Source organism: Bacillus sp. mrc49, from assembly GCF_002803435.1.
On record NZ_PHNG01000690.1, the window covers coordinates 163,901 to 188,868 of the forward strand.

The window sequence follows — 24,968 nt, forward strand, 5'->3', positions numbered from 1 at the left end:
TTTTTTAGCATACTGGTTTTTCTATGCAGATTTTTCGGAAAGTCGATTATAATAAAGGGTAAGCCTATAAGCTTGAAAGGAAGTGCGATATGGAGACATATAAAACACGTGATGATATCAAAGAAGAAGAAAAATGGAATCTGAAGGATATTTATGACGATCAAGCAACTTGGGAAAAAGATTATCAAGAAGTTCTTAAGATGACAGAAAAGTTAAAAACCTATGATGGGCAAATCCGCTCCGCTCAAGATTTGTTTGAGTATTTACGCTTAAGTGAGGAGCTTGGTTACATCTATAACAAGCTCTATGTATATGCCATGCTTCATACGGATCTGGATACACGGGTTACTTCCTCACAAGCATTACTCGATCGTGCAGGACAGCTAGGGCAAAAAATCAGTAACGCCACCGCTTTTTTCATGCCGTTTCTTTTAAGCCTCGAGGAGCAAACCTTGAAAGGGTACATAAAAGAGGTCGAGGGTTTAACATATTTTGAAGAAGATTTACTTGATTCATATCGTTATAAAGAACATGTGTTAGCGAAGGAGCAAGAGGAGGTGCTCTCCCAAATCGGCGAAGCCTTTTCAGCACCTCAAAAAACCTTTGGCATGATCAATAATGCCGATATCAAATTTGGAGAGGTCACAAATGAAGACGGAGAAAAAGTGGAGCTGACCCGGGGGATGTATGCCAAATTAATCGAAGACGACGATCGGGAAAAGAGGAAGGAGGCGTATGTCGCACATTATCAACCATATTTGCAGCTGAAAAATACGATAGCCTCTACTCTTTCAACAGCAATCAAAAACAATGTGAACCTATCCAAACTAAGGAATTATCCGTCTGCCTTGGAAAAATCCTTGTTTGGCGATCAAGTGCCCAAAGAAGTATATGATAATTTAATTATGTCCACTAAACAAAATATCGGCCCGATGCACAAATACATTCATTTAAGAAAGACGTTGCTAGGCGTCGAGGAATTACGTGCCTATGATTTAAGTGTGCCATTGGTCGAAGGTGCCAAAGAGGTGATCTCATACGATGATGGGTTCGCATTGATGGTGGAGGCTTTGAAACCTCTTGGTGAAGACTATATTTCCATCCTGAAAACTTTTAAGGAAAAAAGGTATATAGACGTCAGGGAAACGCCCGGTAAACGTTCGGGAGCCTATAATTTAGGCCTTTATGGCGTTCATCCTTTCATTTTATTGAATCACCGTGATGATTTAGACAGCGTATTCACCTTAGCGCATGAATCTGGACACGGGATGCATTCCTACTATAGCTCCAAATATCAGCCGCAAATAACGGCAGGGTACTCCATTTTTGTAGCAGAGGTGGCTTCGACCGTAAATGAAATCCTGTTGATTCGCCATTTAATTAAGACTACAAAGGACGTTCAAAAGAAAAAGCATTTATTGAACCACTTCATCGATAGCTTCAAGGGAACATTTTTCACCCAAGTTATGTTCGCGGAATTTGAAAAGATCGTCCATGAAAAAGCTGAAAATGACGAACCGCTGAATGCTGAGGTGTTCAATTCGGCTTATGAAACGATTTTCCGCACCTATAATGGTGAAGAAATAATTTTTGATGAAGAAGTGAAATATGGATGGTCACGCATCCCCCATTTTTATCGTCCTTTTTATGTGTACAAATATGCGACTGGCTATGTTTCCGCGATCACGATTGCGGATAGGATCCTTTCTGGCGATCAACAAACACTTGAAACGTACTTGACCTTTTTGAAAAGCGGAAGTTCTGACTTTCCGCTCGAGCTTCTTAAAAAAACAGGCGTCGATTTAACTAAGCCTGAACCAATCGAAAATGCGATGAGGATTTTCAGTGAATTGGTCGATCAATTCACCGAGCTGACAGAAGGCTAATCTAAACCATTTCTTCCAAAAGGGCCCATGGTATGTATTAAAAAAAGATGCTATAGTAAAGCTATTGGCAAATGAGAGGCCCAATCTATTGATTGGGCCTTATTTTATATGAAAGAAACATGGACCTGTGCGGAATAATGTCAAGGCAGAATCAGGGTATCATTTGCATCAGCGCCGAGCCAATTGGCCAGTTTCTTTAATCAACGGCATATTTTGTGAGGAAAGTGAAAAAATGAATTCGACAGTTAATTATATAAAAGAATGGCAGCAGGCAATACAACTGGAAATCCAGCACTTGAAAAAATTCGGCAGTACCAAATACCTCGTTTCAAATGGCCATCTGCTCAATAGTGATGGTTCTTTTAGTTATTATTTTGAAACAGGGGCTTCAATAATAATCCCTGTCGGTTCCATCGTCCGGCTTGAATGGGGGGGAATAAAGCAGGATGGGAGAATTCTTTCATCGGAAGGGAAAAGTATCATCATCGTCTTTGAACGCTCATTAGGCGATATGATCGGTGAAGCATTTTTATACCATGACCCGTGGGAATTGCTTGAGCAATTGGTTAACCGTTTGGATGAAATCAAGAGAAGCAAAAAGAAAAGGCTCCGGATCAAACGGCTGATGGATCCATCCATGGAGCCCAAACATCCCATAAGTGAAAAACAAAGCAGCGTAAAAGAATTGTATGCACGTTCGAAGTTCAACCCTGTCACGTTTGTCTGGGGGCCGCCTGGTACTGGAAAGACCTATACATTGGCACGAACGGTTGCCAATCATTATCTCCAAGATAAAAAAGTACTCGTCTTGTCACATAGCAACCAGGCCGTCGATGTTATGATGGCTGAGATTTCTTCCTTCATCAAAAAGAAAGAACGTTTCAAGGAAGGCGATGTGCTCAGGTACGGGTCTCAGATCGGGGAAACGCTTTCCGTTCATGAGGATATTGTTACTGGGCAATTATTAGGAAGACATGAGCCGTTATTAATGCAGGAAAAAGAACAGCTTTCGGAAGCGAAACGGTCACTGAAACATGACTTGGCCGGCTCATTCAGCAGAAGGGATACAGATCAATTACTTGAGTTGGAAAAGAAATTGGCTAGAGTGTTGGATAAGATTCGGCAAAAGGAAGTCCAATTCGTTAAAGAGGCAAAAATCATTGGAACGACTTTGGCCAAGGCCGCAAATGATGAAACGATTTATCAAAAGGAATATGACCTGGTCATTTTGGATGAAGCAAGCATGGCTTATGTACCGCAAGTGGCTTTTGCGGCGGCATTATCCAAGCATATTATCATTTGCGGTGATTTTAAACAATTGCCGCCCATTGCTTCAGCACGTGATTCACTAGTAAAGCTTTGGCTGAAGGAAGATATCTTTCATCGTTCGGGTGTCGCCCAATCAGTGGAGGATGGAGAACTACACCCTCATTTGTTCTTATTGAAAGAGCAGCGGAGGATGCATCCGGACATTTCGGCATTCACGAATCGGGTCGTCTATAACGACTTCGTCGGAGATCATGAGAGCGTTGCGACCAGCAGAAATAGCATCATGCTGGCAGAACCGTTCGCCAATAAAGCCTCAGCCCTTGTCGATACTAGCCTGTCAGGGGAATACTGCATGAGCGAACGTACTTCCCACTCCAGGATGAATCTTTGGCAATTGCTTTTATCGTTTCAACTGATTCATGAAGCTTATGTCGGCGGGGCAAGGTCCATCGGATATGTTGCGCCATATCGCGCCCAAGCAGATTTGATGGGTAAATTATTGGATGATTTGTATGCGGAAGAGAGGCAGACGGCAGATATCATCGCTGCAACTGTACATCGGTTCCAGGGCAGTGAGCGTGATATGATGATTTTTGATACAGTTGACAGTTATCCGCAAAACCGGGCTGGGATGTTGCTGACGGGCAGAGAAAGTGAAAGACTCATTAACGTTGCGATAACAAGGACGAAAGGGAAGTTCGTCCATGTATGTGATACGTCATTCATCAACAAGCATGTTTATCGCAGCAAAACACTTCGTCAGCTTGTCGACCATCAAATCCAAAATGATCAGTTAATAACAAAGAAAGAAATTGGAACATGGATTACTCATCAGCACCCAAAATTACAATGGATGCACGCTCGGAAATTGGGGAGTTTTCTGGACGATATTCAAACGGCCAAACGAGAGGTGATCTTGGCTATACCGGATTTGACTAGATTGCCTTCGGAATGGCAACAGCTTTTGATGAAAAGAAGTCCTGAAGTAAAATTGACGATCATATCAGCCAAAAGGAATGCTGATATCGTTTCAGATCATTTCATTTGTCTGCCCGTTTCCTTTGCTTTCTTTATCCTCGATAAACGAGTTGTCTGGCTTGGGGTTCCTGTAGAGTCCAATAATCGGATTCAGCCGCCATTTGTTTCTGCTCGTTTGGAATCAGAAATGATGGCTGAAGAATTGCTATTCCAATTTAAAAAAAGTGAATAAAGATATGCCACCACATTCGGGGGGGCTTTGTAGCAAAAGGGGTTCGGTAATTTTCATTTCCGACCCCTTTTTTCATGCATCTTCCATAAATAACCTCGCCAGAATAACTGATAAATGGAACTGCTTGAAGTAAGTATTCAAACAAAAACCTCGGCAGAATATATAGTGAACCATAAATCCAAAGTTTTTCTTTAAGCTCCTAAATATTTTTGGTTAAGGGCTGCAAACTAAAATAATGAAGCAAGCTTTTTAGGCGACTTCCGACTAGTTTTGTCTTACCATGTATAGAAGAAAGTCAAGAAGTGAGGGAGAAAAATGAAACTGAGCATTTTAGATCAATCACCGATTGCATCCGGTCAGAACGCTCAAGAAGCTTTACAGGCTTCACTGCTACTTGCACAAGAAGCAGACAGGCTTGGTTATCATCGCATTTGGTTTACTGAACATCATGACCTGCCTGGTCTGGCCTGCTCTGTTCCGGAGGTCCTGATAAGCTACATTGGCGCTCAAACCAAGGAAATCCGAATCGGATCGGGAGCATTGCTTCTTCCACATTATAAGCCGTACCGGGTAGCGGAAACCTACAATATGCTAGCCGTCCTTTTTCCAGGGAGGATTGATTTAGGCATAGGCCGTGCTCCTGGTGCATCAGCGGAGGCAACGATGGCACTAAATGATGATTTTCTTCAGAATGTCTACAAAATGCCGGAATCAGTAAGGGAATTGTTAAATTTCATTAGAGGAGATTTTCCCGAGGATCATCTTTTTTCAAAAGTTTCGGCTGCTCCGGTTCCATGTAGTCAACCGGAACCATGGATATTGGGAACAAGCGGAAAAAGCGCAATACTTGCTGCGGAGAACGGTACTGGATACGCATTTGGTGAATTCATGAGTGAAAATGATGGAATGGAGAGCTTTCGTCAATACCGGGAACGGTTCCGTATTAAAGGGGAACTCAAAGAACCAAAAACGATCGTTACGGTTGCTGCCATTTGTGCAGAAACCGAGGAGTATGCAAAGGAAATCGCTCTTAGCAACACGCTATGGCAAATTCAAATGGGTCTTGGTGAAAAGATAAAGGTTCCGAGTATGGAAGACGTAAGAAAATACGAAAAAGAAAATGGATCGTTGGAGATGAAGCATAAAAAAATGATCTTTGGCACACCTTCACAAGTGAAGCAGCGTCTCCTGGAAATTCTGGAAAAATATCAAGCAGATGAAATCATGCTCATGACCATTACCCACAAGTTGGAGGACAAGCTGAATTCGTACCGCTTGATTGCCAGGGAGCTTCTGGATGGTTGAACTCCGAGCATTTTGTGTGCATTTTTTCTGCATTTTCTATATGATGACTTTGCGTCCAATTAATCATAATTGATAGAAAGAAGTTGAGGATATGAATGCTGATCGTCATGCAAAAAAACTTAGCGACATTTCTTATTCCGTTCTGGACCTAGCTTCGATAGTTGAAGGTGGTACAGTTTCCGGAGCATTTAAAAATACAGTCGAATTGGCTAAGCATGTTGAGCAATGGAATTACAACCGTTTCTGGGTTGCCGAACACCATAGCATGCCTGGTATCGCAAGCTCGGCAACATCCGTCCTTATCGGCCATGTTGCCGGAAAAACAGAAAGGATCCGGGTCGGTTCCGGCGGAATCATGCTGCCGAATCATGCCCCACTCGTTATCGCGGAACAATTCGGTACATTGGAAGCAATGTACCCCGGCAGGATAGATTTAGGGTTGGGACGAGCTCCGGGAAGCGATCAATTCACTGCGATGGCCTTACGGGGAGCGGAACGAAATAATGGGCAGGATTTTCCTGAACAATTGGCACAACTCCGCAGCTATTTAGATGCCGATTCGAAACATAATCGAGTTCGGGCCATTCCTGGTGAAGGACAGGACATTCCGATTTGGCTGCTTGGTTCAAGTGGTTTCAGTGCAGCTTTATCCGCACAGTTGGGGCTGCCATTTTCCTTTGCAAGCCATTTTTCCCCAGAAAATACTCAACCGGCTTTGGCCCGTTACCGCAATAATTTTCAACCATCGGATGTTCTCGAAAAGCCATATGTGATGGTAGGGATCAATGTGTTTGCCGCTGATACCACGGAGGAAGCAAAAAGGATCGCTACGTCTTATCAACAGCAGTTTTTGAATTTGATCCGGAATACTCCTGGACAACTGGCTCCTCCAGTTGATACGATGGAAGGCAAGTGGACTGAATATGAAAAAGCAATTGTCATGAAACAGCTAAATGCCTCCATCATAGGGAATCCGGAAGAAGTGAAAGAACAGTTGCAAAACTTTTTAGATGAAACACAGGCGGATGAAATGATCATTAACTCCGCCATTTATGATCAGGCTGCACGTCTTCGTTCCTATGAAATCATTGCAGAAGTTACTGGAATGAAATAAGTGCGATTGTGTAATGAGCTTGCAGATTATCTTTCTGCAAGCTTTTTTAGCAAGTACATAACGAGTGAACCCATAAACATAAGGCAGGAGAGAAGAATGAACCGCGACTTATCCCTTATATTTCATTTTACCGATAAACAAGGAGACAGCAGGCCGTTATCTTTTACGAATCCGCTAAAAGTCTATATCGCCCATACCATCGAGGAGGTCCTTCCTCAATTTCAAAAAGTCCAGGAAGCGGTCGAGCAGGGTCATTATGCAGCAGGATATGTTTCCTATGAAGCAGCGCCAGCTTTCGAAAGCTCCTTACAAGTAAAAGATGGCGGCACCATGCCGCTGCTTTGGTTCGGGATTTTTGAGAAACCGGGGGGATTACCGGAAATATCTTCCGGAGCTTTCCAGTTGGCTGATTGGAAATCAGAAACGGATGCCCATTCCTATCATGCCGGCTTTGAGAAGATAAAATCCGAAATTGAACGGGGCAATACGTATCAGGTGAATTATACAATGCGTCTACAATCCCTGTTCGAAGGCGACGACCTCGCTTTCTTCGATCGCTTAAAGAGAGCACAACAGTCGAATTATAGTGCATATTTGAACGTAGGCACGCATCGGATCCTATCTGCCTCCCCAGAGTTATTTTTTCGATGGCAGGATGGACAACTCGTTACCCGTCCAATGAAAGGGACGGTAAAGCGGGGGATGACACTGAAAATGGATCAGGACAACGCCGCCTGGTTAGCAGCTTCAGGAAAGAATCAAGCAGAGAACTATATGATTGTTGACCTGCTCAGGAATGATCTTGGAATGATTGCGGAGCAAGGAAGCGTAAAGGTCCCACAGCTTAAGGAAATTGAAAAATATCCAACGGTTTGGCAGATGACCTCCACCATCACTGCCAATACGAAACCAGGCACCACCATCATAGATATATTCAAGGCGCTCTTTCCATGCGGATCCATAACAGGGGCACCTAAAATCAAGACGATGGAAATCATCTCCGAAATCGAGAACTCACCGCGCGGGGTATATTGTGGCGCGATTGGGTACATCACACCTGATTCAGAAGCCGTATTCAATGTGCCGATCCGAACGGTCGTCATTGACGTGGACACAAATCAAGCCGAATATGGAGTGGGTGGGGGAATCACTTGGGATTCCGAATTAACCGAAGAATATGACGAAGCTTTTTTAAAGGCTAAATTATTATCGGTGGAACGGCCCGCCTATAAGCTATTGGAATCGATGAAGCTCGATGATGCCGGGTACCATCTGTTGGAAGAGCATATCGAGCGGATGAAACGGTCTGCGGTTTATTTTGGCTTTCCGTTTCCCGAATGGAAGCTAAGGAATGAGCTCGACAAGCATGCCAGGTCGAATATGGGCGGAGTGCAAAAAGTAAGAATCCTCCTTGATGAAAAAGGGATTCTTGAAGTTTCCGGTCAAGCAATCAAGCCTTTTGATGAAAATATCCCCATAAAAGTCATCTTGGCGGAAAGCCCGATATCAAGCGGAAATCCATTTCTTTTCCATAAAACGACCAATCGGGGAGTATATGAAAAATTTCAAGTTAATCACCCTGACTTCTTTGATGTCCTGCTATGGAATGAAGAAGGCTTCATTACGGAATTCACGAACGGAAACGTAGTGGTGAAGATGGAGGGTGACCTCTTTACCCCTCCAATCGAAGCTGGGCTCCTTGCAGGTACGTTTCGTCAGGATTTAATCAAGGGAAACGTAATCAAGGAAAGGCAGATTTCAAAGGATGATCTGACCTTGGCTGAAGAAATATGGTTTACGAATAGCGTGAGAGGGATGGTAAAAGTCCACTTAACCTTTTGAAAAGAAATGGATGTGCAGCAGAATTATACTGGGAGGGACTGCTTTGGAGAAGAAAACAATCGCAGGTTTATCGATTTTGGAGTGGCAGGAAAAGCATCGATTACTAAACAAATTGGTAAATATGGATGAGGTGTTCTGGTTGAATCCGGATTACGGGACTGAATTGGATGATACGATCGTCCTGGCCGACCAGGTTAAATCGGCAGAAGACAGATTGGAGAGGTTCGCTGATTATATTGTCGAGGCATTTCCTGAAACAGGGCCGATGCATGGGATAATAGAATCGCCACTAGTCGAGGTTCCGTCCATGCAAGAAAACATGGAAAAGTCCTATAAGGTTGTAATTCCAGGGAAGATTTTGCTTAAATGCGATAGTCATTTGCCGATATCCGGATCTATCAAGGCGCGTGGAGGCATCTATGAAGTTTTGAAGCGTGCTGAGGAGATTGCCATGAAGCATGGCGGGTTAAAGCAAACGGACGATTATGGAATCCTTGCAAGCGAAGCATACAAGGAGTTATTTTCAAATTACTCGATTGCAGTCGGTTCTACTGGGAATTTAGGCATGAGCATAGGCATCATTAGCGCCAAGCTGGGCTTTCGGGTAACCGTACATATGTCAGGAGATGCGAAGCAGTGGAAAAAGGATAAATTAACAAGTCTTGGTGTCATTGTAAAGGAATACGATGATGACTATAGTAAGGCTGTTGAAGAAGGAAGGCTGGAAGCCTCACTTGATCCCCATTGCCATTTTATTGATGATGAAGATTCGATCGACTTGTTTCTCGGTTACGCCACGGCTGCAGGGCGCCTGAAAAACCAATTGGAGGATCGCTCCATCCTTGTTGATGCAGACCACCCCTTGTTTGTATACCTGCCATGCGGAGTCGGTGGCGGTCCAGGAGGAATCACATATGGGCTGAAACTTGCTTTTGGTGAGCATGTCCATTGTTTTTTTGCAGAGCCGACACATTCGCCATGCATGACACTGGGATTGATGACAGGGCTTCATGACAAGGTATCGGTACAGGAATTTGGAATCGATAATAAAACGGAAGCGGACGGACTCGCAGTCGGAAGGCCATCTGGTTTAGTTTCCAGGTTGATGACTTCCATCCTAAGCGGCAGTTATACCATAGAGGATCAGCGATTATTTGAGTTACTGCGAATGATGGCTGAGACCGAAGGGCATTATTTGGAACCATCCGCACTTGCAGGGGCCTATGGACCGATACACCTCCTGTCGCATCAAACAGGCCGGGAATATCTAGAAAATCACAAACTTTTGGAGAAAATGAACAAAGCAACACATATCATCTGGGCGACTGGCGGAAGCATGGTGCCAAAAGACATGATGGAACAATATTTAGCTAAAAGTTAAGCGAAAAAGAAGTTCACGATGTGAACTTCTTTTCTTTTGTTAATTATAAATCCCAGGATTTCAATAGAAGGTGAATCGACTTTTCCAATTCAGCTTCAGGGATGCCTGCAAAGCCCAATATGATTGTCGGGGTATGGTGTTCATCCTTCTTTTCTATCGAATAGGCGGAAAGTCCATAAATTTTAATTTGCTTTTCAGCTGCCTTCTGAATGAGTGTTTGTTCGTCCATGCCGTTTTTCACGAGTAGCACGATATGCAGTCCTGAGCGTTCACCAGTGATGGATAGGTGTTTATGTGGTTTAAGCAATTCAATCACTTTATCCAGCTTGCGGCGGTACACTTTCCTCATCCTGTTTAAATGCTTTTCGAAATCCCCCTCCTTCATGAACTGTGTCAGCACATGCTGGTCAATTCTTGAAACGGTTGAATGGTAAAAGGATAATTCCTGCTGGTGCTTTTTTAGCAATGGAGTTGGCAGAACCATATAACTGATCCGGATGGAGGGCATCAATGATTTTGAAAAAGAGCCCAAGTAAATCACTTTTTCGCCTGCATCCATACTTTGTAAAGAAGGAATCGTTTTACCACTATAACGAAACTCACTATCATAATCATCCTCGATAATATAGCGGTCTTCTCCTCCTTGCGCCCAATTTAATAAACGAGTACGTCTGTTGACGGAAAGGATCGTCCCATAGGGAAAGTGATGCGAAGGGGTGACATACACAACATCGATGCTGGAATCCTCAATCGGGTTGACCTTTACCCCTTCTTCATCAATCTCTAAGGGATGCACCTCATTTGGATAGCTGCGTAAAATGCGATGGATTAAGTGATAACCTGGATCTTCCACACCGTAAATGGTATTTTTGGCGAAAAGCAGGACGAGCTGCTGCAATAAAATTTCCATGCCGGCACCGATGATGATTTGTTCAGGAACACATTGAACTCCTCGGGCATGATACAAATAATGAGCTATTTCACAACGTAATTCATATTCCCCTTGAGGATCGCCCAGTAGCAAAAGCTCTTGGCGTGACACATCTATTTTATTTTTCATGAATTTGCGCCATTTCTCAAAAGGAAAGTTTTCCGTATCAATTTGACTTGGGTGAAAATGATACTGCACTTCCCCTTCTTTGACTGTAAATGGTTCCAGCGCAACATGCTTAGTCTGGGTATACTCTAAATCCTCGAATGTTTGAATATAGTATCCCTTTCTCGGGATGACTTCAACGTATCCCTCAGCAGTCAGCTGCTCATAAGCAGTCTCCACGGTATTTTGACTAATCTGGAGAAATTCTGCTAATTTCCGCTTGGAAGGCAATTTTGTACCAAAAGGAAGCCGGCCTTCGATTATTTCTTTTTTAATATGTGAATATAATTGTTCATACAATGGTACGTCACTAAATCGATTTAAATCACACGTTAGCATGTTCATTTTGATCCCGCCTTATATATTTGAAATCGCTGAACCCATTAAAATATTTAAAACTGACACTTTCAATGCGGTCAACTATTTTTTATACTAAATAACAAATCTAAAAAATGCAAATATTAGGAGGAATCAAAATGGAAAAATTATTAGGAACTGAAACAGTTAAAAGAGGAATGGCACAAATGCAAAAGGGTGGCGTAATTATGGACGTCATCAACGCGGAACAAGCAAAAATCGCTGAAGCATCAGGTGCCGTGGCCGTTATGGCATTGGAACGCGTACCTTCCGATATTCGGGCAGCAGGTGGAGTTGCAAGAATGGCGGATCCAAGAATTGTCGAGGAAGTAATGAATGCCGTTTCCATCCCGGTCATGGCCAAGGCTAGGATTGGTCATATTGTCGAATCAAGAGTCTTGGAATCCATGGGAGTGGATTATATCGATGAAAGTGAAGTGCTTACTCCTGCTGATGAAGAATACCACATTTTAAAAAGTGACTTCACAGTACCTTTCGTTTGTGGCTGCCGTGATTTAGGCGAAGCTGCCCGTCGGATCGGCGAAGGAGCATCGATGCTTCGTACAAAAGGAGAGCCAGGTACTGGCAATATCGTGGAAGCCGTGCGCCATATGAGAAAGGTCCAGTCCCAAATCCGTAAGGTGAGCATCATGAGTGACGATGAATTAATGACGGAAGCAAAAAATATAGGTGCCCCGTTTGAAATTTTAAGAGAAATCAAACGGACAGGTAAATTGCCTGTAGTTAACTTTGCAGCCGGGGGAATCGCCACACCAGCAGATGCTGCATTGATGATGGAATTAGGAGCAGATGGCGTATTCGTAGGTTCCGGCATTTTCAAATCAGAGACTCCTGAAAAATTCGCATCGGCAATCGTTCAAGCTACTACATATTTCACTGATTACGAATTAATAGGCCGCTTATCAAAAGAGTTAGGCAGTGCAATGAAAGGAATCGACATTTCTAAACTGGCTCCAGCAGAACGTATGCAGGAACGTGGTTGGTAAGATGATAACGATCGGGGTTTTAGGATTACAGGGAGCAGTTGAAGAACACTTGAACCAAATCGATTCAGCCGGTGTGCAAGCAATAATCGTCAAAAAACCGTCACAGTTAAACCAAATCGATGGCTTGATCATACCTGGCGGGGAAAGCACGACGATGAGGAAGCTTATGGATCGCTATGGCTTTCTGGAACCAATCAAAACTTTCTTTGAACAAAAGAAACCAATCTTCGGCACTTGTGCGGGAATGGTTTTGGCAGCCAATAGGTTGTCTGGTGATGAAAAGCCTTATCTTGAATTGATGGACATTTCCGTGAAGAGAAACGGGTTTGGACGTCAACGTGATAGTTTCGAGGCGGACCTAGCAATCAATGGAATGGAAGAACCATTCAAAGCCGTTTTCATCCGTGCGCCATATGCTGATGGAGTTGGGGCAGATGTGGAGATTTTGGCTGAATATGATCAAAAAGTGGTGGCAGCAAGACAGGAACAGGTCCTTGTCAGTGCTTTTCATCCCGAATTAACGGGTGATGATCGTTATATGCAAATTTTCATTAATATGGTAGAAGAATCCTTGAAGGAAGCGGAACTGAAAACCTGCTAAAAAGCAAGGGGAGCTCAGACTGTAGACAAACTCATTTTCATAGAGAGTTTGTTTACAGTTTTTTTATGACTATGAAAAAACGCAGCGGTAATAAATATCATTGCATGACTCTTCCCCCTATTTTGGTGGATTGTCGTTGGTCTTTCGATGATCACTTCAGGCACTTGCTGCCCTCGTCATCCTTGTTGCTCACTTGGACGAACGTTGTTAAGCGGGAGTCCTTTAATTGATAGCTGGATATACTTTGGGTGTGGGGACCGTGAAGAAGCTGCAGACCGGTTTTGATAGAAAGATGGAAAGAACGACAATTAGCCAAGGGTTAGGATTTGACTTCCAATTTTCAGACTATTACGATAAAACTGCGAGCAGAAAAAACCATGATGGGTAATGCTGCTGATTTTAAATCATATAATAGGAGGAAATGTACATGAGCGAAATTGTCATATTATCAGGTAGTCCTGCGATTCCATCCAGAACGGACATTTCACTGAAACATATAAAGTCATTAGTTGAGAAGGAAGGTTATGCCACAGCGTATTATTCAATTACCGATTTTTCAGCAGATGATTTATTCCAAGGCAAATATAATAGTGAGGACATCTCAAGGCTTGCGGAAAACATTTCAAAAGCTAGGGGGATCATCATTGGATCACCTGTTTATAAGGCCTCCTACACAGGGGTATTGAAGGCACTGATTGATTTGTTGCCGGAAAACGCATTTAAGGGAAAGCCAGTGCTTCCGATCATGATTGGCGGAAGTCACAGGCATCTATTGGCAATAGATTACGCACTTAAGCCGTTAATTTCCATTTTGAAAGGCGAGCCATTGCAGGGCATTTATTTCGTCGATAAGGAAATAGACAAAACGGCTCCAGAAAGCCCGATTCAAGATTTGAACTTGGTTGATCGCGTTCAGGGCCAGGTTCAAGAATTTGTAGAAGCGATTCAATTAAGAAATGATTGATTTGTTTCCGTTTTTGCGAATTGATTTTTAATCGTGGATAGCAAAAATCATCTGTTTATGAAAATGGGTCCATTTTCATATTCATGAACATAAATATAACAAGAGAGTAGTGTGTATAATAATGACAATTCAACCATTTAATTAATCCAAGTTGTTTTATAAGAAAACTCCATTGACATGGATTGAATATATGTTAATATTTAAAATAATAAAACTTATCCAGAGCGACGGAGGGAATTGGCCCTTTGAAGTCCAGCAACCTGCATGATATATGCAAGGTGCTACATCCAACAAAATGGTTTACCATTTTGGAAGATAAGGTAACGATTATTTACCTTGAAATCTTTCCATTATGGAAAGATTTTTATTTTTTCAAAAAAATTATAATAAACCATAACAATGTAAGGTTGTGTGGAATTATATAAATTTAAGAAAATAACAATTCGTCGATTTTCTTAAGGGGGAACTATTTTGGATAAAGAGAATCAGCTTGAGGAAATATTTGAACGGCTCCAAGAAATGCTCCATTCAATGAAATACGGATCCATCACACTTGTTGTCCAAGATGGTAAAATCATTCAAATGGAAAGAAATGAAAAGCTGAGAATTAAATAAGCAGCTGCTGACTAGAAAAACTAGAGGCGTGTTTAACTGATATAAAGAGAGTATTGGTTAGATTCGTCTCTTTTTCCTTGAATCACTTAAACTTTAACAAATTACCGTGGGCTCCGATTGCCTGTTACTTTGGCCAATGATTCGCAAGAAAGTTTTTAGAGGGGGCTATAAAGTTGGCTGCATTAATTAATTATGAAAATTTCAATCCCGATTTTTTACCGGTCTTTTCTGAAGGTAGTGAGACTAAAGGGGCTTTAGAAGTACTGCAATGGGCTAATGAGGAATACGGGAATAAGCTCATTTATGCTTGCAGCTTTGGGATAGAAGGCATTGTGCTTACAGATTTACTGGCAAAGGTCAATCCTTCGGCCAAAATCGTTTTCCTCGATACAGATGTCCATTTTGAAGAAACGTACCAATTGATCGATCAAGTGAAAAAAAGATATCCGAATCTTTTGATCGAGATGAAGAAACCTGCTTTGACGCTTGAGGAACAAGCTGCGGAATATGGAGATGAACTATGGCTTAACGACTCTAACAAGTGTTGCCATATCCGTAAAATCACTCCGCTTACCGATGTGCTTTCAACGGCAACGGCTTGGCTGTCCGGTCTGCGGCGCGAGCAATCCGAAACAAGGGCTATGACCGAGTATATCAACAAGGATAATAAGTTTCAGTCGATAAAAATATGTCCACTGATTCATTGGACATGGAAGGACGTTTGGCGGTACGCACACAAAAATGGACTGCCGTATAATATCCTGCATGATAACGGGTATCCGAGTATCGGATGCAAAACATGCACATCACCGGCCATAAATGCGGATGATTTACGTTCAGGCCGCTGGCAAGGCGCTCAAAAAACGGAATGCGGCTTGCATTTATCCTAAATAAATAGAAACCATAGGGGGAAATTAGCATGACAATCAGTCTGCCTCACGGAGGAACATTAATTGATCTTTGGGAACCAACATATGATATTAGTAAAATAACAAACTCAATCGAAATTGATGCCATCGCATTAAGCGATCTTGAGTTGATCGGTACGGGTGCATACAGCCCGATAAAAGGATTCTTTTCGGAAAGTGATTATGATGCTGTTGTCAAGACGATGAGGCTAAGCAGCGGCCACGTTTGGAGCATACCGATTACACTGCCCTTAACTGAAGCGGCTGCAAAGACCCTTACTATCGGCGAGGAAGTCAAGCTGACTCATGAGGGGGAAACATATGGAGTCCTTACCGTTTCCGATATTTTCACTCCGGATAAAAAATTGGAAGCAACATTGGTCTATCAAACGGATGACGAGCAGCATCCAGGTGTGAAAAATTTATATGACCGCGGAAACGTATATGCCGGCGGAGAAATAAAATTGGTCAAAAGAATCGAGCGTACCCAATTCCATGCCCATTATTTGGACCCTGTCGAGACAAGGGCAGATTTTGCAGCGAAGGGCTGGAAAACGGTTGTCGGATTCCAGACAAGGAACCCTGTACATCGTGCACATGAATACATCCAAAAGACAGCTCTGGAAATCGTTGATGGTTTATTCCTGAATCCGCTTGTAGGGGCAACCAAATCCGATGACATTCCAGCAGATGTGAGGATGGAAAGCTATAAGGTGCTGCTTGAAAAGTATTATCCTGAGGATCGAGTCTCGCTTGCCGTTTTCCCTGCTGCAATGCGGTATGCAGGGCCAAGGGAAGCCATTTTCCATGCGATGGTCCGTAAAAACTATGGTTGCACTCACTTTATTGTCGGGCGTGATCATGCGGGGGTTGGCGATTATTATGGCACATATGATGCGCAAAAAATCTTCGGTAATTTTAATGCGGATGAGCTAGGCATCACCCTGTTATTCTTTGAACATAGTTTTTATTGCAAAGCCTGCGGCAATATGGCATCAGCAAAAACTTGCCCGCATGGCAAGGAAGACCATGTGATCCTTTCCGGAACGAAGGTAAGGGAGATGCTGCGTAACGGTGAAATTCCTCCGGCCACCTTTAGCCGTAAGGAAGTCATTGAGGTGTTGATCGAAGGTCTAAAGAAGAATGAAGTTTATAACTAAGTAGCGAATTTGAAGGAAATGAAGTAAGAGGGGGAGCACGATGAATAAAAACACAAATGTAACATGGCATGAATCATCACTGACCAAGGATTTGCGCCGGAAGCAGAACGGGCATGAAAGCACAGTCTTATGGTTCACGGGGCTTTCGGGATCAGGGAAATCAACGATTGCAAACGCAGTCGCCAAGGAGCTTTATAACCGGAATATTCGAAGTTATGTGTTGGATGGCGATAATATCCGTCATGGGTTAAATAAAGATTTAGGGTTCTCCGAAGAGGATCGGACGGAGAATATCAGGAGGATCGGCGAAGTTTCCAAGCTTTTTGTGGATAGCGGTCAGTTCGTATTGACCGCCTTCATATCACCTTTTCGGGCGGACCGGCAGATAGTCCGGGATTTACTCGAAGAAGGGGAGTTTATTGAAGTATACATAAAGTGTCCCATCGAAGAATGCGAAGTGCGTGATCCGAAAGGACTTTACGACAAGGCGCGTAAGGGAATCATCAAAGACTTTACCGGAATTGACTCCCCATACGAGGAGCCGGTACAGCCGGAAATCATTTTGGAATCCAACCAGTACAGTGTGGAAGAGTGCGTTGAACAAGTAATCAGCTTTTTGACAGCAAAGAGAGCGATTTAATCAAGGAGGAAAACGAATGGTGTACGAGAAATTTTGGTCGGATAATCCTTTGATCGCTAAAAATAAAACGGAAATCAGGAAATTGGAAAAAGACGGATTGAAGATCTTTGAAGATATTGCCCACTATGCCGCAAATGGTTTTGAATCGATTCCTAAAGAGGAATGGGATATGTTCAAATGGGCCGGCCTTTACCTGCAACGTCCCAAGGAAGCAGGCTACTGGATGATGCGTGTCGTTATTCCAGGAGGAATCGTCACATATGATCAACAAATTGCATTAGCGAGCATTGCTGAAGATTACGGCCGCGGTGTGTATGATATCACCACTCGTCAAGCCATCCAATTTCATTGGTTGACGATAGAGCAAGTACCGGATATCTTGAACCGTTTAGAGCGCGTTGGAATGACTACGGCCGGTGCTTGTGGTGATATTACCCGAAATATCATCGGGAATGCATTGGCAGGAATCGACCATGATGAACTATTTGATACACGTGATGTCCTTTATGATGTTTTTGAATATTTCCGGTTGAATGAAGATTATTCGAATCTTCCAAGGAAATATAAAATGTCAATTAGTGCGAATATTCACAATGCCTCGAATGCTGAAATTAACTGCCTATCTTTCAATCCTGCAACCAAGGAAATGGAGGGGAAAACCGAAGTTGGTTTTCATGTTAAGGTAGGCGGAGGATTATCCTCCGTCCCGATGCTGGCTGAGGAGCTTGATTTATTTATTTTACCTGAAAGAACCGTTGAAGTAGCAGCGGCAATCACGACGATATTTCGTGACTTTGGCTACCGTGAGAAGCGTCATCGCTCACGCTTGAAATTCCTCGTTGCGGATTGGGGTCCAGAGCAATTTCTCGAAAAATTGCTGGAATACACGGGACCGCTTCCCAAAAAAGGTGAAAGTGCAGTGAAGGGCTGGAATGCAGGGTACTTCTATGGGATCCATCAACAAAAACAAAAAGGACTCCATTATGTGGGTGTTAATATACCGGTTGGTCGCCTAACTCCAGCGGAAGTGATCGAGTTTGCCGAACTGGCAAAAAACTATGGGAATGGTGAAATCCGTTACTGTAATTCCCAGAATCTAATCATTCCCAATGTCCCTGAGGAAAAACTTGAGGAATTGAAACGGGAATCCATCTTTGAAAGGTTTCCGTATCAACCTAAAAATTTCATAGGCTATTCGGTTTCTTGTACAGGCATTGAATATTGCAACCTTGCTCTCGTGGAAACCAAAAACAGGATGAGAAGCATTTCTGAAAGACTGGATAGGGAAATGGAACTTGATGTACCGGTTAGGATGCATATGGTAGGCTGTCCGAATAACTGTGGCCAACGGGCGATTGCTGAAATAGGCCTTCAAGGCATAAAAATGAAAAACCAGGATAAAAAAATGGTCGAAGCATTCGAAATATACGTAGGCGGTACCTTGCAAGAAGGCGGGAAATTCAATGAAAAGCTTAAAGGGAAAGTGGAAGCTGAACAACTCTACCATGTGCTGAAAGAACTCATCCTGTTTTTCAAACAAACCAAGCTTCCAGCCGAAACCTTCCTTGATTTTGTGGAAAGGGTAGGAAAAGCGGAGCTGCAAATCAAGCTTGACGATATATTGGCAGAAGTGGCCGTTTAATGGGAGATGTAAGCAATCTATGAATCTATACCGTTTTGAAGTCACAATCGCCGAAGTTCCAACCCACGTCATCATTGTCGCGGATTCGGATGAAAAAGCATTCCAGCTTGTTGATGTTGAGCTGGAAAAGCATTTTCTGAAAATGCCCGATGTGGAAGACATCTCCTTATACGAAAAAAAGCAACTAACTAATGGAGCTGGTTTCATTTTAACGAAGTTCGAAACGATTCTCTAAGGGAAGGCAGGTAGCAAAATGGGAAAAGTATATCTAGTAGGAGCCGGTCCCGGAGATCCAGATTTAATCACAATAAAAGGATTGAAATGCATACAGGAAGCTGATGTCATTTTATACGATCGACTTGTCAACAAAGAGTTATTGAATCATGCAAAACCTGGCGTGGAATTGATCAATTGCGGGAAGCTGCCGGACTATCATTTGTTGCAGCAAGAAACGATCAATCGTTTTTTGGTTAAATATGCAAAAAGGGGGAAGGTCGTAACCCGCTTGAAAGGCGGCGATCCTTTTGTCTTTGGAAGGGGCGGAGAGGAAGCGGAAGCTCTTGCCAAAAATGGCGTAAGCTTTGAAATTGTACCCGGAATCACGGCTGGAATCGCAGCGTCGGCCTATGCAGGCATTCCCGTTACGCATAGGGACCATTCATCATCGTTTGCAATAGTTACCGGACATCGGAAAAAGGATGGAGAGGACGATATTAAGTGGGAATCCCTGGCGAAAGGCATTGATACATTGGCCATTTACATGGGAGTGAAGAACTTGCCATATATTCAAGGGAAACTCTTGGAGTATGGGAAAAATCCGGACACTCCAGTAGCTCTGATTCATTGGGGGACTTTAAAAAACCAAAGGACGGCCATCAGTACATTAACGAAGGTTGTGGAAACCGCACAAATCGAACAAATCTCCAATCCATGCATGATCGTAGTCGGAGATGTCGTTCATTTACGCGAAAAAATCAAATGGTTTGAAACAAAACAAACCGAAAATATGTTGGCGAATGAGGCTTATTAATGGAAGCAATTTTATACATATGCCATGGAAGCCGTGTTAAAGAAGCTTCAGGCCAGGCCATTGATTTTATAAAGGTTTGCATGAAATCACATCCAAATCCGATTCAGGAATATTGCTTTTTGGAATTGGAAGCCCCGTCGATAGAAGAAGCATACGAACGATGTATACGACTAGGAGCGACAAGTATCATTGCCATCCCCGTCCTGTTACTGACTGCTGTACATGCGAAACATGATATTCCGGTCGTATTGGACAAAATGAAAAGTCGATATCCAGCTGTACCCTTGAAATATGGAAGGCCAATCGGTGTCAGTGACCGAATGGTTGACATCTTAATGGAACGATTGGAAGAAACGAATGAACAGGTTACCGAGGATTCTTTAATTTTGTTGGTTGGAAGAGGCAGCAGTGACCCCGACGTAAAACGGGATTTGGGACAGCTGGCTGACTTGCTTCGGAACAGGCTTCCAAAAAGCCAGGTGCAGGAATGCTATCTGACCGCTGCCGCACCAAGCTATGCCGAAGCATTGGAGATGGCTGCCGCCTCTCAATCCAACAAAGTTTTCATCATGCCCTACCTGTTGTTTACGGGTATATTGATGCAGTCCATCCAAAACGATTTGCAAAGAATTGCGAATGCCGAAGGGCGAAAAATCATCCTTTGTAATTATCTGGGTTATCACCCGAAAATCGAACGGATATTGAGAGACCGTATACATGAATTGAAGGGGGAGAGAGCTTGTGTATCCAATTACGCTTAATATCGAAAATAGGAAGTGTGTCATTATCGGCGGTGGAAAAATTGGTTACTTCAAAGCGCGCCCCTTATTGGATGCTGGAGCTGATGTGACCGTCGTTAGTCCTGACATATGCGAGGAATTCCGATTATTGGAAAGAGAAGGGAAAATTCGCGTTTCTTTAAAAGAAGTGGAAGAAAATGACTATCGAGAAGCATTTTTAATCATCGTTGCAACAAATTCAGAAGAAGTAAATGAACGGGTGTACCGGAATGCCTCAACTAGTCAATTGGTGAACGTGATCAGTAATCATGAACTTGGTAATTTTCATATACCAGCAACCTTGAATCGGGGCATGCTTTCGATAAGTGTTTCGACTAATGGAGCTAGCCCGGCACTCTCCAAAAAAATCAGGAATGATTTAGGGGACGTTTATGATGAATCATATGAGGAATATCTGGAATTCCTTTTTGAAGCAAGGATGATCATCAAGAAAAGCTTGTTAACAAATGAGGAAAAGTCCAAGCTATTAAAAGAATCAATTGTCGATATATATAAACATTCCACGAAAGAAAGATATCGCTTTTTAGCTAGGCTGTTGCCAGTAGAAGCTGAATTCAAATAAATCATCGGGCTGATCAGAAAAACTGAAGGCACCTAACCAAACAAGTCATACCTTTTGGTTAAGTGCCTTTTTTTCAGGCTCAATGGCAGCCCATCGATTCTATGTTATCCAGTTTTTATTTTCGTTAAGAAGGGGAAGGTCATGAAAAAGTTAATCGTTTTAGCCTTTATCGGATTTTTAGCCCAATTAATAGATGGTTCACTTGGAATGGGATACGGAGTGAGTTCAACTTCCCTATTGCTGACATTTGGAATCGCACCGGCAGTGGCATCGGCATCCGTTCATTTATCCGAAGTGGTCACGACTGCTGTGTCAGGAGCTTCGCATATCAAATTTGGGAACGTGGACAAACATATGGTCTACCGTTTGATCATTCCCGGTTCGGTAGGGGCATTCGTTGGTGCATGCTTCCTGAGCAACTTGCCTGCCGAACTGGCGAAACCGTATATTGCCGTATTTTTATTCGGGCTAGGGATATACGTTCTGTTTCGCTTTTTATTTATTTTCAAGCCTTCTAAGGAACATGAAACCTTTAGGCCATTAACCGTTAAGCAATCCATTCCGTTAGGGCTCTTTGCTGGATTTTGTGATGCTACAGGAGGCGGCGGATGGGGACCGATTGCAACGCCCGTCCTGTTGTCCAAAAAAGGGATGACTGCCAGAAAAGCCGTCGGAACGGTCGATACAAGCGAATTTGCCATCGCTTTCTTTGGAAGCCTGGGTTTTATCCTTTCACTTGGGTGGGAGGCAGTTAATTGGCTTTGGGTCGGGGCGTTGATCATGGGCGGGGTGGTTGCTGCACCGATTGCAGCCTGGCTCGTTCGGATGCTTCCAGCTCAATTAATGGGCGTGTTGGTCGGGGGGTTCATCATCTTGATAAATGTACGAACGCTTTTAACAACATGGGTCCCGATTGAAGCACATTTGTATATCTATATTGGTATTGTCGCATTGTGGGTTTTTGGAATCCTGCTTACCCTCAATAAGATGTCCACAGCAAAAAAACATGAACAATTGGAGCAACAGCAGCGTGTGTCCTAGCGAAAGAATCGAGAGTGGGTTATTCCATATTCTTCTAATGCATCATTCATATCAAAGAGTGAATGGAATCATTTCTCAAGGCACTGATGATTAGCAGGATTTTCCATATTATCTCATCTCTATTGCATGAAACGAGATTGCTGACTCCAATTTCCCTGTGCTTCATTCCAAAAATATAAGTATATGATTGTATGTATAAGCAGCAGAGCCTAATTTATGGCCTGCTGCTGTTCGAATGTTTGGACCGTATTTGTATATAACTCAATGAGCGGTAATATGTTTTTTTTGCTATCGAATTGATTCACTACCAATTTCCGTAAATCCCGTCCTGTTTGCAAACCAATATCCGATCGAAGGAGATTACGCAGGTCGCGATAAAGCAACGCTTGGCTGCATGTCTGCTCTGCCGCGTGATCCCCGAAATAACACTCCCACGCTTGTTGAAAGTTATTCCTGTTCACTTCTCCAAAGTATCCCAGATTTCCACAAGAAATGACTGGTTTTTCGCATGCCATTGCTTCCAAAGCAACCCTGCCTGTACCCACCACATAGTCTGCAACTGCATAATAGTCCTTCACATCCTTTTGTTCCCCGGTGAAATGAATGAAATCCTCCTTACATGAGGTCTGGATACTTGCTGCCATGCTCTTGATATCCTTCAATTGCCGTCCGTTACCGACGACGATTACATGCAGATTGGAAATATCCTTTAATTTTAACTCCCTGCAGGCCTTAATTAATAGCATGCAGATTTTTCCTTTATGCCGAGTTATTCTGCTGCAGTAAACAATGACTTTGGCATTCAGGGGAATATTCATTTTCTTTCTTAATTCCATTGAAGGAGAAGGGGAAAATAGCTCGGTATCAATTCCATTTGCTATCACTTCAATTTCCTTAGCAAACAATGGCTGAAGCCGTTTTTTTACCGGATCGCTAACTGCAATCGCAGCATCTGTCAGCTGCAGGACGCTTTTTATATCACTTTCAGGAAAGTAGGTACCGTGCAGTGTGAAAATGAACGGAATATTGGCGATTTTCGCCGCTTTGGCAGAGATGTGGCCGGAATTGATCTGGTGGCCATGCACCAGTGTTATCTGTTCTTGCTGTAACAAATCTACAAGGTTGCTTAATACGATTGATCCCGTTCCTGATTTCATCGTGAATGTTGCAGGAAAATCCATTTTATGAATGGCGCAACCCGTCTCCCGCAAACGACTTATCATACTTCCGTCTCCTGTTACTACTGCAGTATAGATCCCTCTAGCCTGCAGCTCCTTTACGAGACTTAGCACATGAGTTTCCGTTCCGCTTACATCCAGGGTATCCAACACCATCATGACTCTGATTGGCTTCATGTTCGCATGCCCCCTATGTGAAAGGTGTCGATTGCGCTTAATCGTTTCCTGATAACGCGATAACCCTTATTTAATGGTGCAATAATACCTGGATTAGCAGGAAGAGCACTTACGAATGAAGGGCAGATATCTTTTCTTGGTAATGAGCTCAGACATTTTTTTGCTGGTCCGGATGTTTCGGAGCACGATGATGGAAATACGATGCTTTCGCTATTCGTTATTCGTTTATACGTCACATTGATCACCTCATCCGTATCATATTCCGCGCTTTAAAGAAATGGACATGGTTTTGAACATCCTTCATAAAAAATATTAAGTTAGTAAAAAAAGGTTGTTTAGTCCAAGCCGAAAACAGCATTCGTCAATATACTACTTTTGAAGCCATATAGAAAGGAGCAGCAAAATGTCAAGATCCTCAAAGGAATTAAGTGGATCAAGGAATTCAAGAAGATCGAATTTAGGTAAAATATTAGCAAAATTGCAGACCGAAAATTCATTTTCAATAGAAACCATACCGGGATTCACGCTTGCGATCGACAACGAATTCAGTGCTGTACTAAAAAAGGGAAAGGGTGATCATTGCAAAAAGGAAGAGAGTAAGAAGTGTGAACACAAGCAAGAAGAGAATAGAAAAGATGATCGTATAAAAGACAATCAAAAAGGTGGTAAAAAAATGAGCAGCAAGAAAGAATGTAAAAAGAATTATTGCGAATACCTCTATTATAAGTGGCTTATTGAAAATGGCAACAATACGCCAGATACACCAGACTTCCCAGATACACCGGGTATTCCTGGAGACCCATTCAGTGATTTAAGAAGGGTTTTATTTAGATTACTAGGAAGAACTGTAACGGTTTCCACTGATTTTGCACCGGTGACGGGAATTTTAAGTGCAATTGAAGCTGATTATATCGTCATTAGCGAAGCAGCTGGGACTGTCGTATTCGTTCCATTCCGTGCCATCAATTCTGTTAGAGAGCCTATATAAGGAGGAGAATGCATTGTTATCTAGTATTTTTTTCAATCAATTAAGACATTATATCGGGAACCCGGTCGAAGTGGCAACAAGCAGTGATTTATTTGAGGGAGTTTTACATGTAGTGACCGATGAAATCGTTCGCTTAACGGAAACATCCGGTGGTTATGAAGGCGATTTGGATATCATCACCATTCCATTAAATCA

The 24,968-nt window shown here is 42.8% G+C and carries 24 protein-coding genes and 1 riboswitch; of the genes, 22 read left to right on the forward strand and 2 right to left on the reverse strand.

The window, feature by feature from the left end; genetic code table 11:
• Positions 1-89 precede the first annotated feature (89 nt).
• The 6 genes from pepF (at position 90) to CVN76_RS14160 (ending at position 10,007) form a co-directional block, all read left to right on the forward strand.
• Positions 90-1,886: an oligoendopeptidase F gene (pepF, locus tag CVN76_RS14135; protein ID WP_100531780.1), complete on the forward strand. Its 1,797-nt coding sequence runs from the start codon at positions 90-92 to the stop codon at positions 1,884-1,886.
• Between the two features lie 232 nt (positions 1,887-2,118).
• Positions 2,119-4,365, forward strand: coding sequence for an AAA domain-containing protein (locus CVN76_RS14140; protein ID WP_100531812.1), 2,247 nt, complete (start codon positions 2,119-2,121; stop codon positions 4,363-4,365).
• Between the two features lie 315 nt (positions 4,366-4,680).
• Positions 4,681-5,670, forward strand: a complete 990-nt coding sequence (locus tag CVN76_RS14145; protein ID WP_100531781.1) for an LLM class flavin-dependent oxidoreductase — start codon at positions 4,681-4,683, stop codon at positions 5,668-5,670.
• Between the two features lie 91 nt (positions 5,671-5,761).
• Positions 5,762-6,784, forward strand: a complete 1,023-nt coding sequence (locus tag CVN76_RS14150) for an LLM class flavin-dependent oxidoreductase (RefSeq protein ID WP_100531782.1) — start codon at positions 5,762-5,764, stop codon at positions 6,782-6,784.
• 96 nt (positions 6,785-6,880) lie between these two features.
• Positions 6,881-8,626: an aminodeoxychorismate synthase component I gene (pabB, locus tag CVN76_RS14155; protein ID WP_100531783.1), complete on the forward strand. Its 1,746-nt coding sequence runs from the start codon at positions 6,881-6,883 to the stop codon at positions 8,624-8,626.
• Positions 8,627-8,669: 43 nt separating this feature from the next.
• Complete coding sequence (locus tag CVN76_RS14160) at positions 8,670-10,007, forward strand: D-serine ammonia-lyase (RefSeq protein ID WP_269800038.1); 1,338 nt, start codon at positions 8,670-8,672, stop codon at positions 10,005-10,007.
• 43 nt (positions 10,008-10,050) lie between these two features.
• Here the strand turns inward: CVN76_RS14160 and pdxR are convergent, their stop codons facing one another.
• Positions 10,051-11,448, reverse strand: a complete 1,398-nt coding sequence (gene pdxR / locus CVN76_RS14165) for a MocR-like pyridoxine biosynthesis transcription factor PdxR (protein WP_100531785.1) — start codon at positions 11,446-11,448, stop codon at positions 10,051-10,053.
• A 131-nt stretch (positions 11,449-11,579) separates the two neighbouring features.
• Between pdxR and pdxS the strand changes: the two genes are divergently transcribed.
• The 14 genes from pdxS (at position 11,580) to CVN76_RS14230 (ending at position 22,430) form a co-directional block, all read left to right on the forward strand.
• Positions 11,580-12,467: a pyridoxal 5'-phosphate synthase lyase subunit PdxS gene (pdxS, locus tag CVN76_RS14170; protein WP_061142929.1), complete on the forward strand. Its 888-nt coding sequence runs from the start codon at positions 11,580-11,582 to the stop codon at positions 12,465-12,467.
• A 1-nt stretch (position 12,468) separates the two neighbouring features.
• The gene (gene pdxT / locus CVN76_RS14175) at positions 12,469-13,068 is read left to right on the forward strand and encodes a pyridoxal 5'-phosphate synthase glutaminase subunit PdxT (RefSeq protein WP_100531786.1); all 600 of its coding nucleotides are present in this window, start codon (positions 12,469-12,471) and stop codon (positions 13,066-13,068) included.
• 226 nt (positions 13,069-13,294) lie between these two features.
• On the forward strand, positions 13,295-13,456 hold the full coding sequence (locus tag CVN76_RS31025) for a hypothetical protein (protein WP_157805664.1): 162 nt from the start codon (positions 13,295-13,297) through the stop codon (positions 13,454-13,456).
• 39 nt (positions 13,457-13,495) lie between these two features.
• Positions 13,496-14,032 carry an NADPH-dependent FMN reductase gene (gene ssuE, locus CVN76_RS14180; RefSeq protein ID WP_100531787.1) on the forward strand — a complete coding sequence of 179 codons (537 nt, stop codon included), beginning with the start codon at positions 13,496-13,498 and terminating at the stop codon, positions 14,030-14,032.
• Between the two features lie 212 nt (positions 14,033-14,244).
• A riboswitch (SAM riboswitch) is annotated at positions 14,245-14,354 on the forward strand.
• A gap of 149 nt (positions 14,355-14,503) precedes the next feature.
• A complete protein-coding gene (locus CVN76_RS14185) occupies positions 14,504-14,647 on the forward strand; it encodes a YezD family protein (protein ID WP_083232061.1) in 144 nt (47 codons plus the stop codon).
• 185 nt (positions 14,648-14,832) lie between these two features.
• On the forward strand, positions 14,833-15,537 hold the full coding sequence (locus tag CVN76_RS14190; RefSeq protein WP_232732233.1) for a phosphoadenylyl-sulfate reductase: 705 nt from the start codon (positions 14,833-14,835) through the stop codon (positions 15,535-15,537).
• Positions 15,538-15,566: 29 nt separating this feature from the next.
• On the forward strand, positions 15,567-16,715 hold the full coding sequence (gene sat, locus CVN76_RS14195) for a sulfate adenylyltransferase (protein ID WP_100531789.1): 1,149 nt from the start codon (positions 15,567-15,569) through the stop codon (positions 16,713-16,715).
• Positions 16,716-16,755: 40 nt separating this feature from the next.
• Positions 16,756-17,355 (forward strand): adenylyl-sulfate kinase, encoded by a 600-nt coding sequence (gene cysC, locus CVN76_RS14200; RefSeq protein ID WP_100531790.1) that lies wholly within the window; start codon positions 16,756-16,758, stop codon positions 17,353-17,355.
• A 16-nt stretch (positions 17,356-17,371) separates the two neighbouring features.
• Positions 17,372-18,997, forward strand: a complete 1,626-nt coding sequence (locus CVN76_RS14205) for a nitrite/sulfite reductase (protein ID WP_100531791.1) — start codon at positions 17,372-17,374, stop codon at positions 18,995-18,997.
• 19 nt (positions 18,998-19,016) lie between these two features.
• The gene (locus CVN76_RS14210) at positions 19,017-19,232 is read left to right on the forward strand and encodes a DUF3906 family protein (RefSeq protein WP_100531792.1); all 216 of its coding nucleotides are present in this window, start codon (positions 19,017-19,019) and stop codon (positions 19,230-19,232) included.
• An 18-nt stretch (positions 19,233-19,250) separates the two neighbouring features.
• Entirely contained in the window at positions 19,251-20,027 is a 777-nt protein-coding gene (gene cobA, locus CVN76_RS14215) for a uroporphyrinogen-III C-methyltransferase (protein ID WP_100531793.1), read from the forward strand.
• Entirely contained in the window at positions 20,027-20,788 is a 762-nt protein-coding gene (locus CVN76_RS14220) for a sirohydrochlorin chelatase (protein ID WP_100531794.1), read from the forward strand. The genes cobA and CVN76_RS14220 overlap by 1 nt, the downstream gene beginning before the upstream one ends.
• The gene (locus tag CVN76_RS14225) at positions 20,769-21,389 is read left to right on the forward strand and encodes an NAD(P)-binding protein (protein ID WP_100531795.1); all 621 of its coding nucleotides are present in this window, start codon (positions 20,769-20,771) and stop codon (positions 21,387-21,389) included. The genes CVN76_RS14220 and CVN76_RS14225 overlap by 20 nt, the downstream gene beginning before the upstream one ends.
• A 141-nt stretch (positions 21,390-21,530) precedes the next feature.
• Complete coding sequence (locus CVN76_RS14230) at positions 21,531-22,430, forward strand: sulfite exporter TauE/SafE family protein (protein WP_100531796.1); 900 nt, start codon at positions 21,531-21,533, stop codon at positions 22,428-22,430.
• Positions 22,431-22,639: 209 nt separating this feature from the next.
• Here CVN76_RS14230 and CVN76_RS14235 read toward each other — a convergent pair whose 3' ends face one another.
• The gene (locus CVN76_RS14235; protein WP_100531797.1) at positions 22,640-23,785 is read right to left on the reverse strand and encodes a glycosyltransferase; all 1,146 of its coding nucleotides are present in this window, start codon (positions 23,783-23,785) and stop codon (positions 22,640-22,642) included.
• A 403-nt stretch (positions 23,786-24,188) separates the two neighbouring features.
• Here CVN76_RS14235 and CVN76_RS14240 point away from each other — a divergent pair, with 403 nt between their 5' ends.
• Together CVN76_RS14240 and CVN76_RS14245 are read left to right on the forward strand one after the other, a co-directional pair.
• A complete protein-coding gene (locus tag CVN76_RS14240) occupies positions 24,189-24,773 on the forward strand; it encodes a DUF2642 domain-containing protein (protein ID WP_100530044.1) in 585 nt (194 codons plus the stop codon).
• A gap of 13 nt (positions 24,774-24,786) precedes the next feature.
• A partial coding sequence (locus CVN76_RS14245; protein WP_100531798.1) for a hypothetical protein occupies positions 24,787-24,968 on the forward strand: 182 nt, incomplete at its 3' end.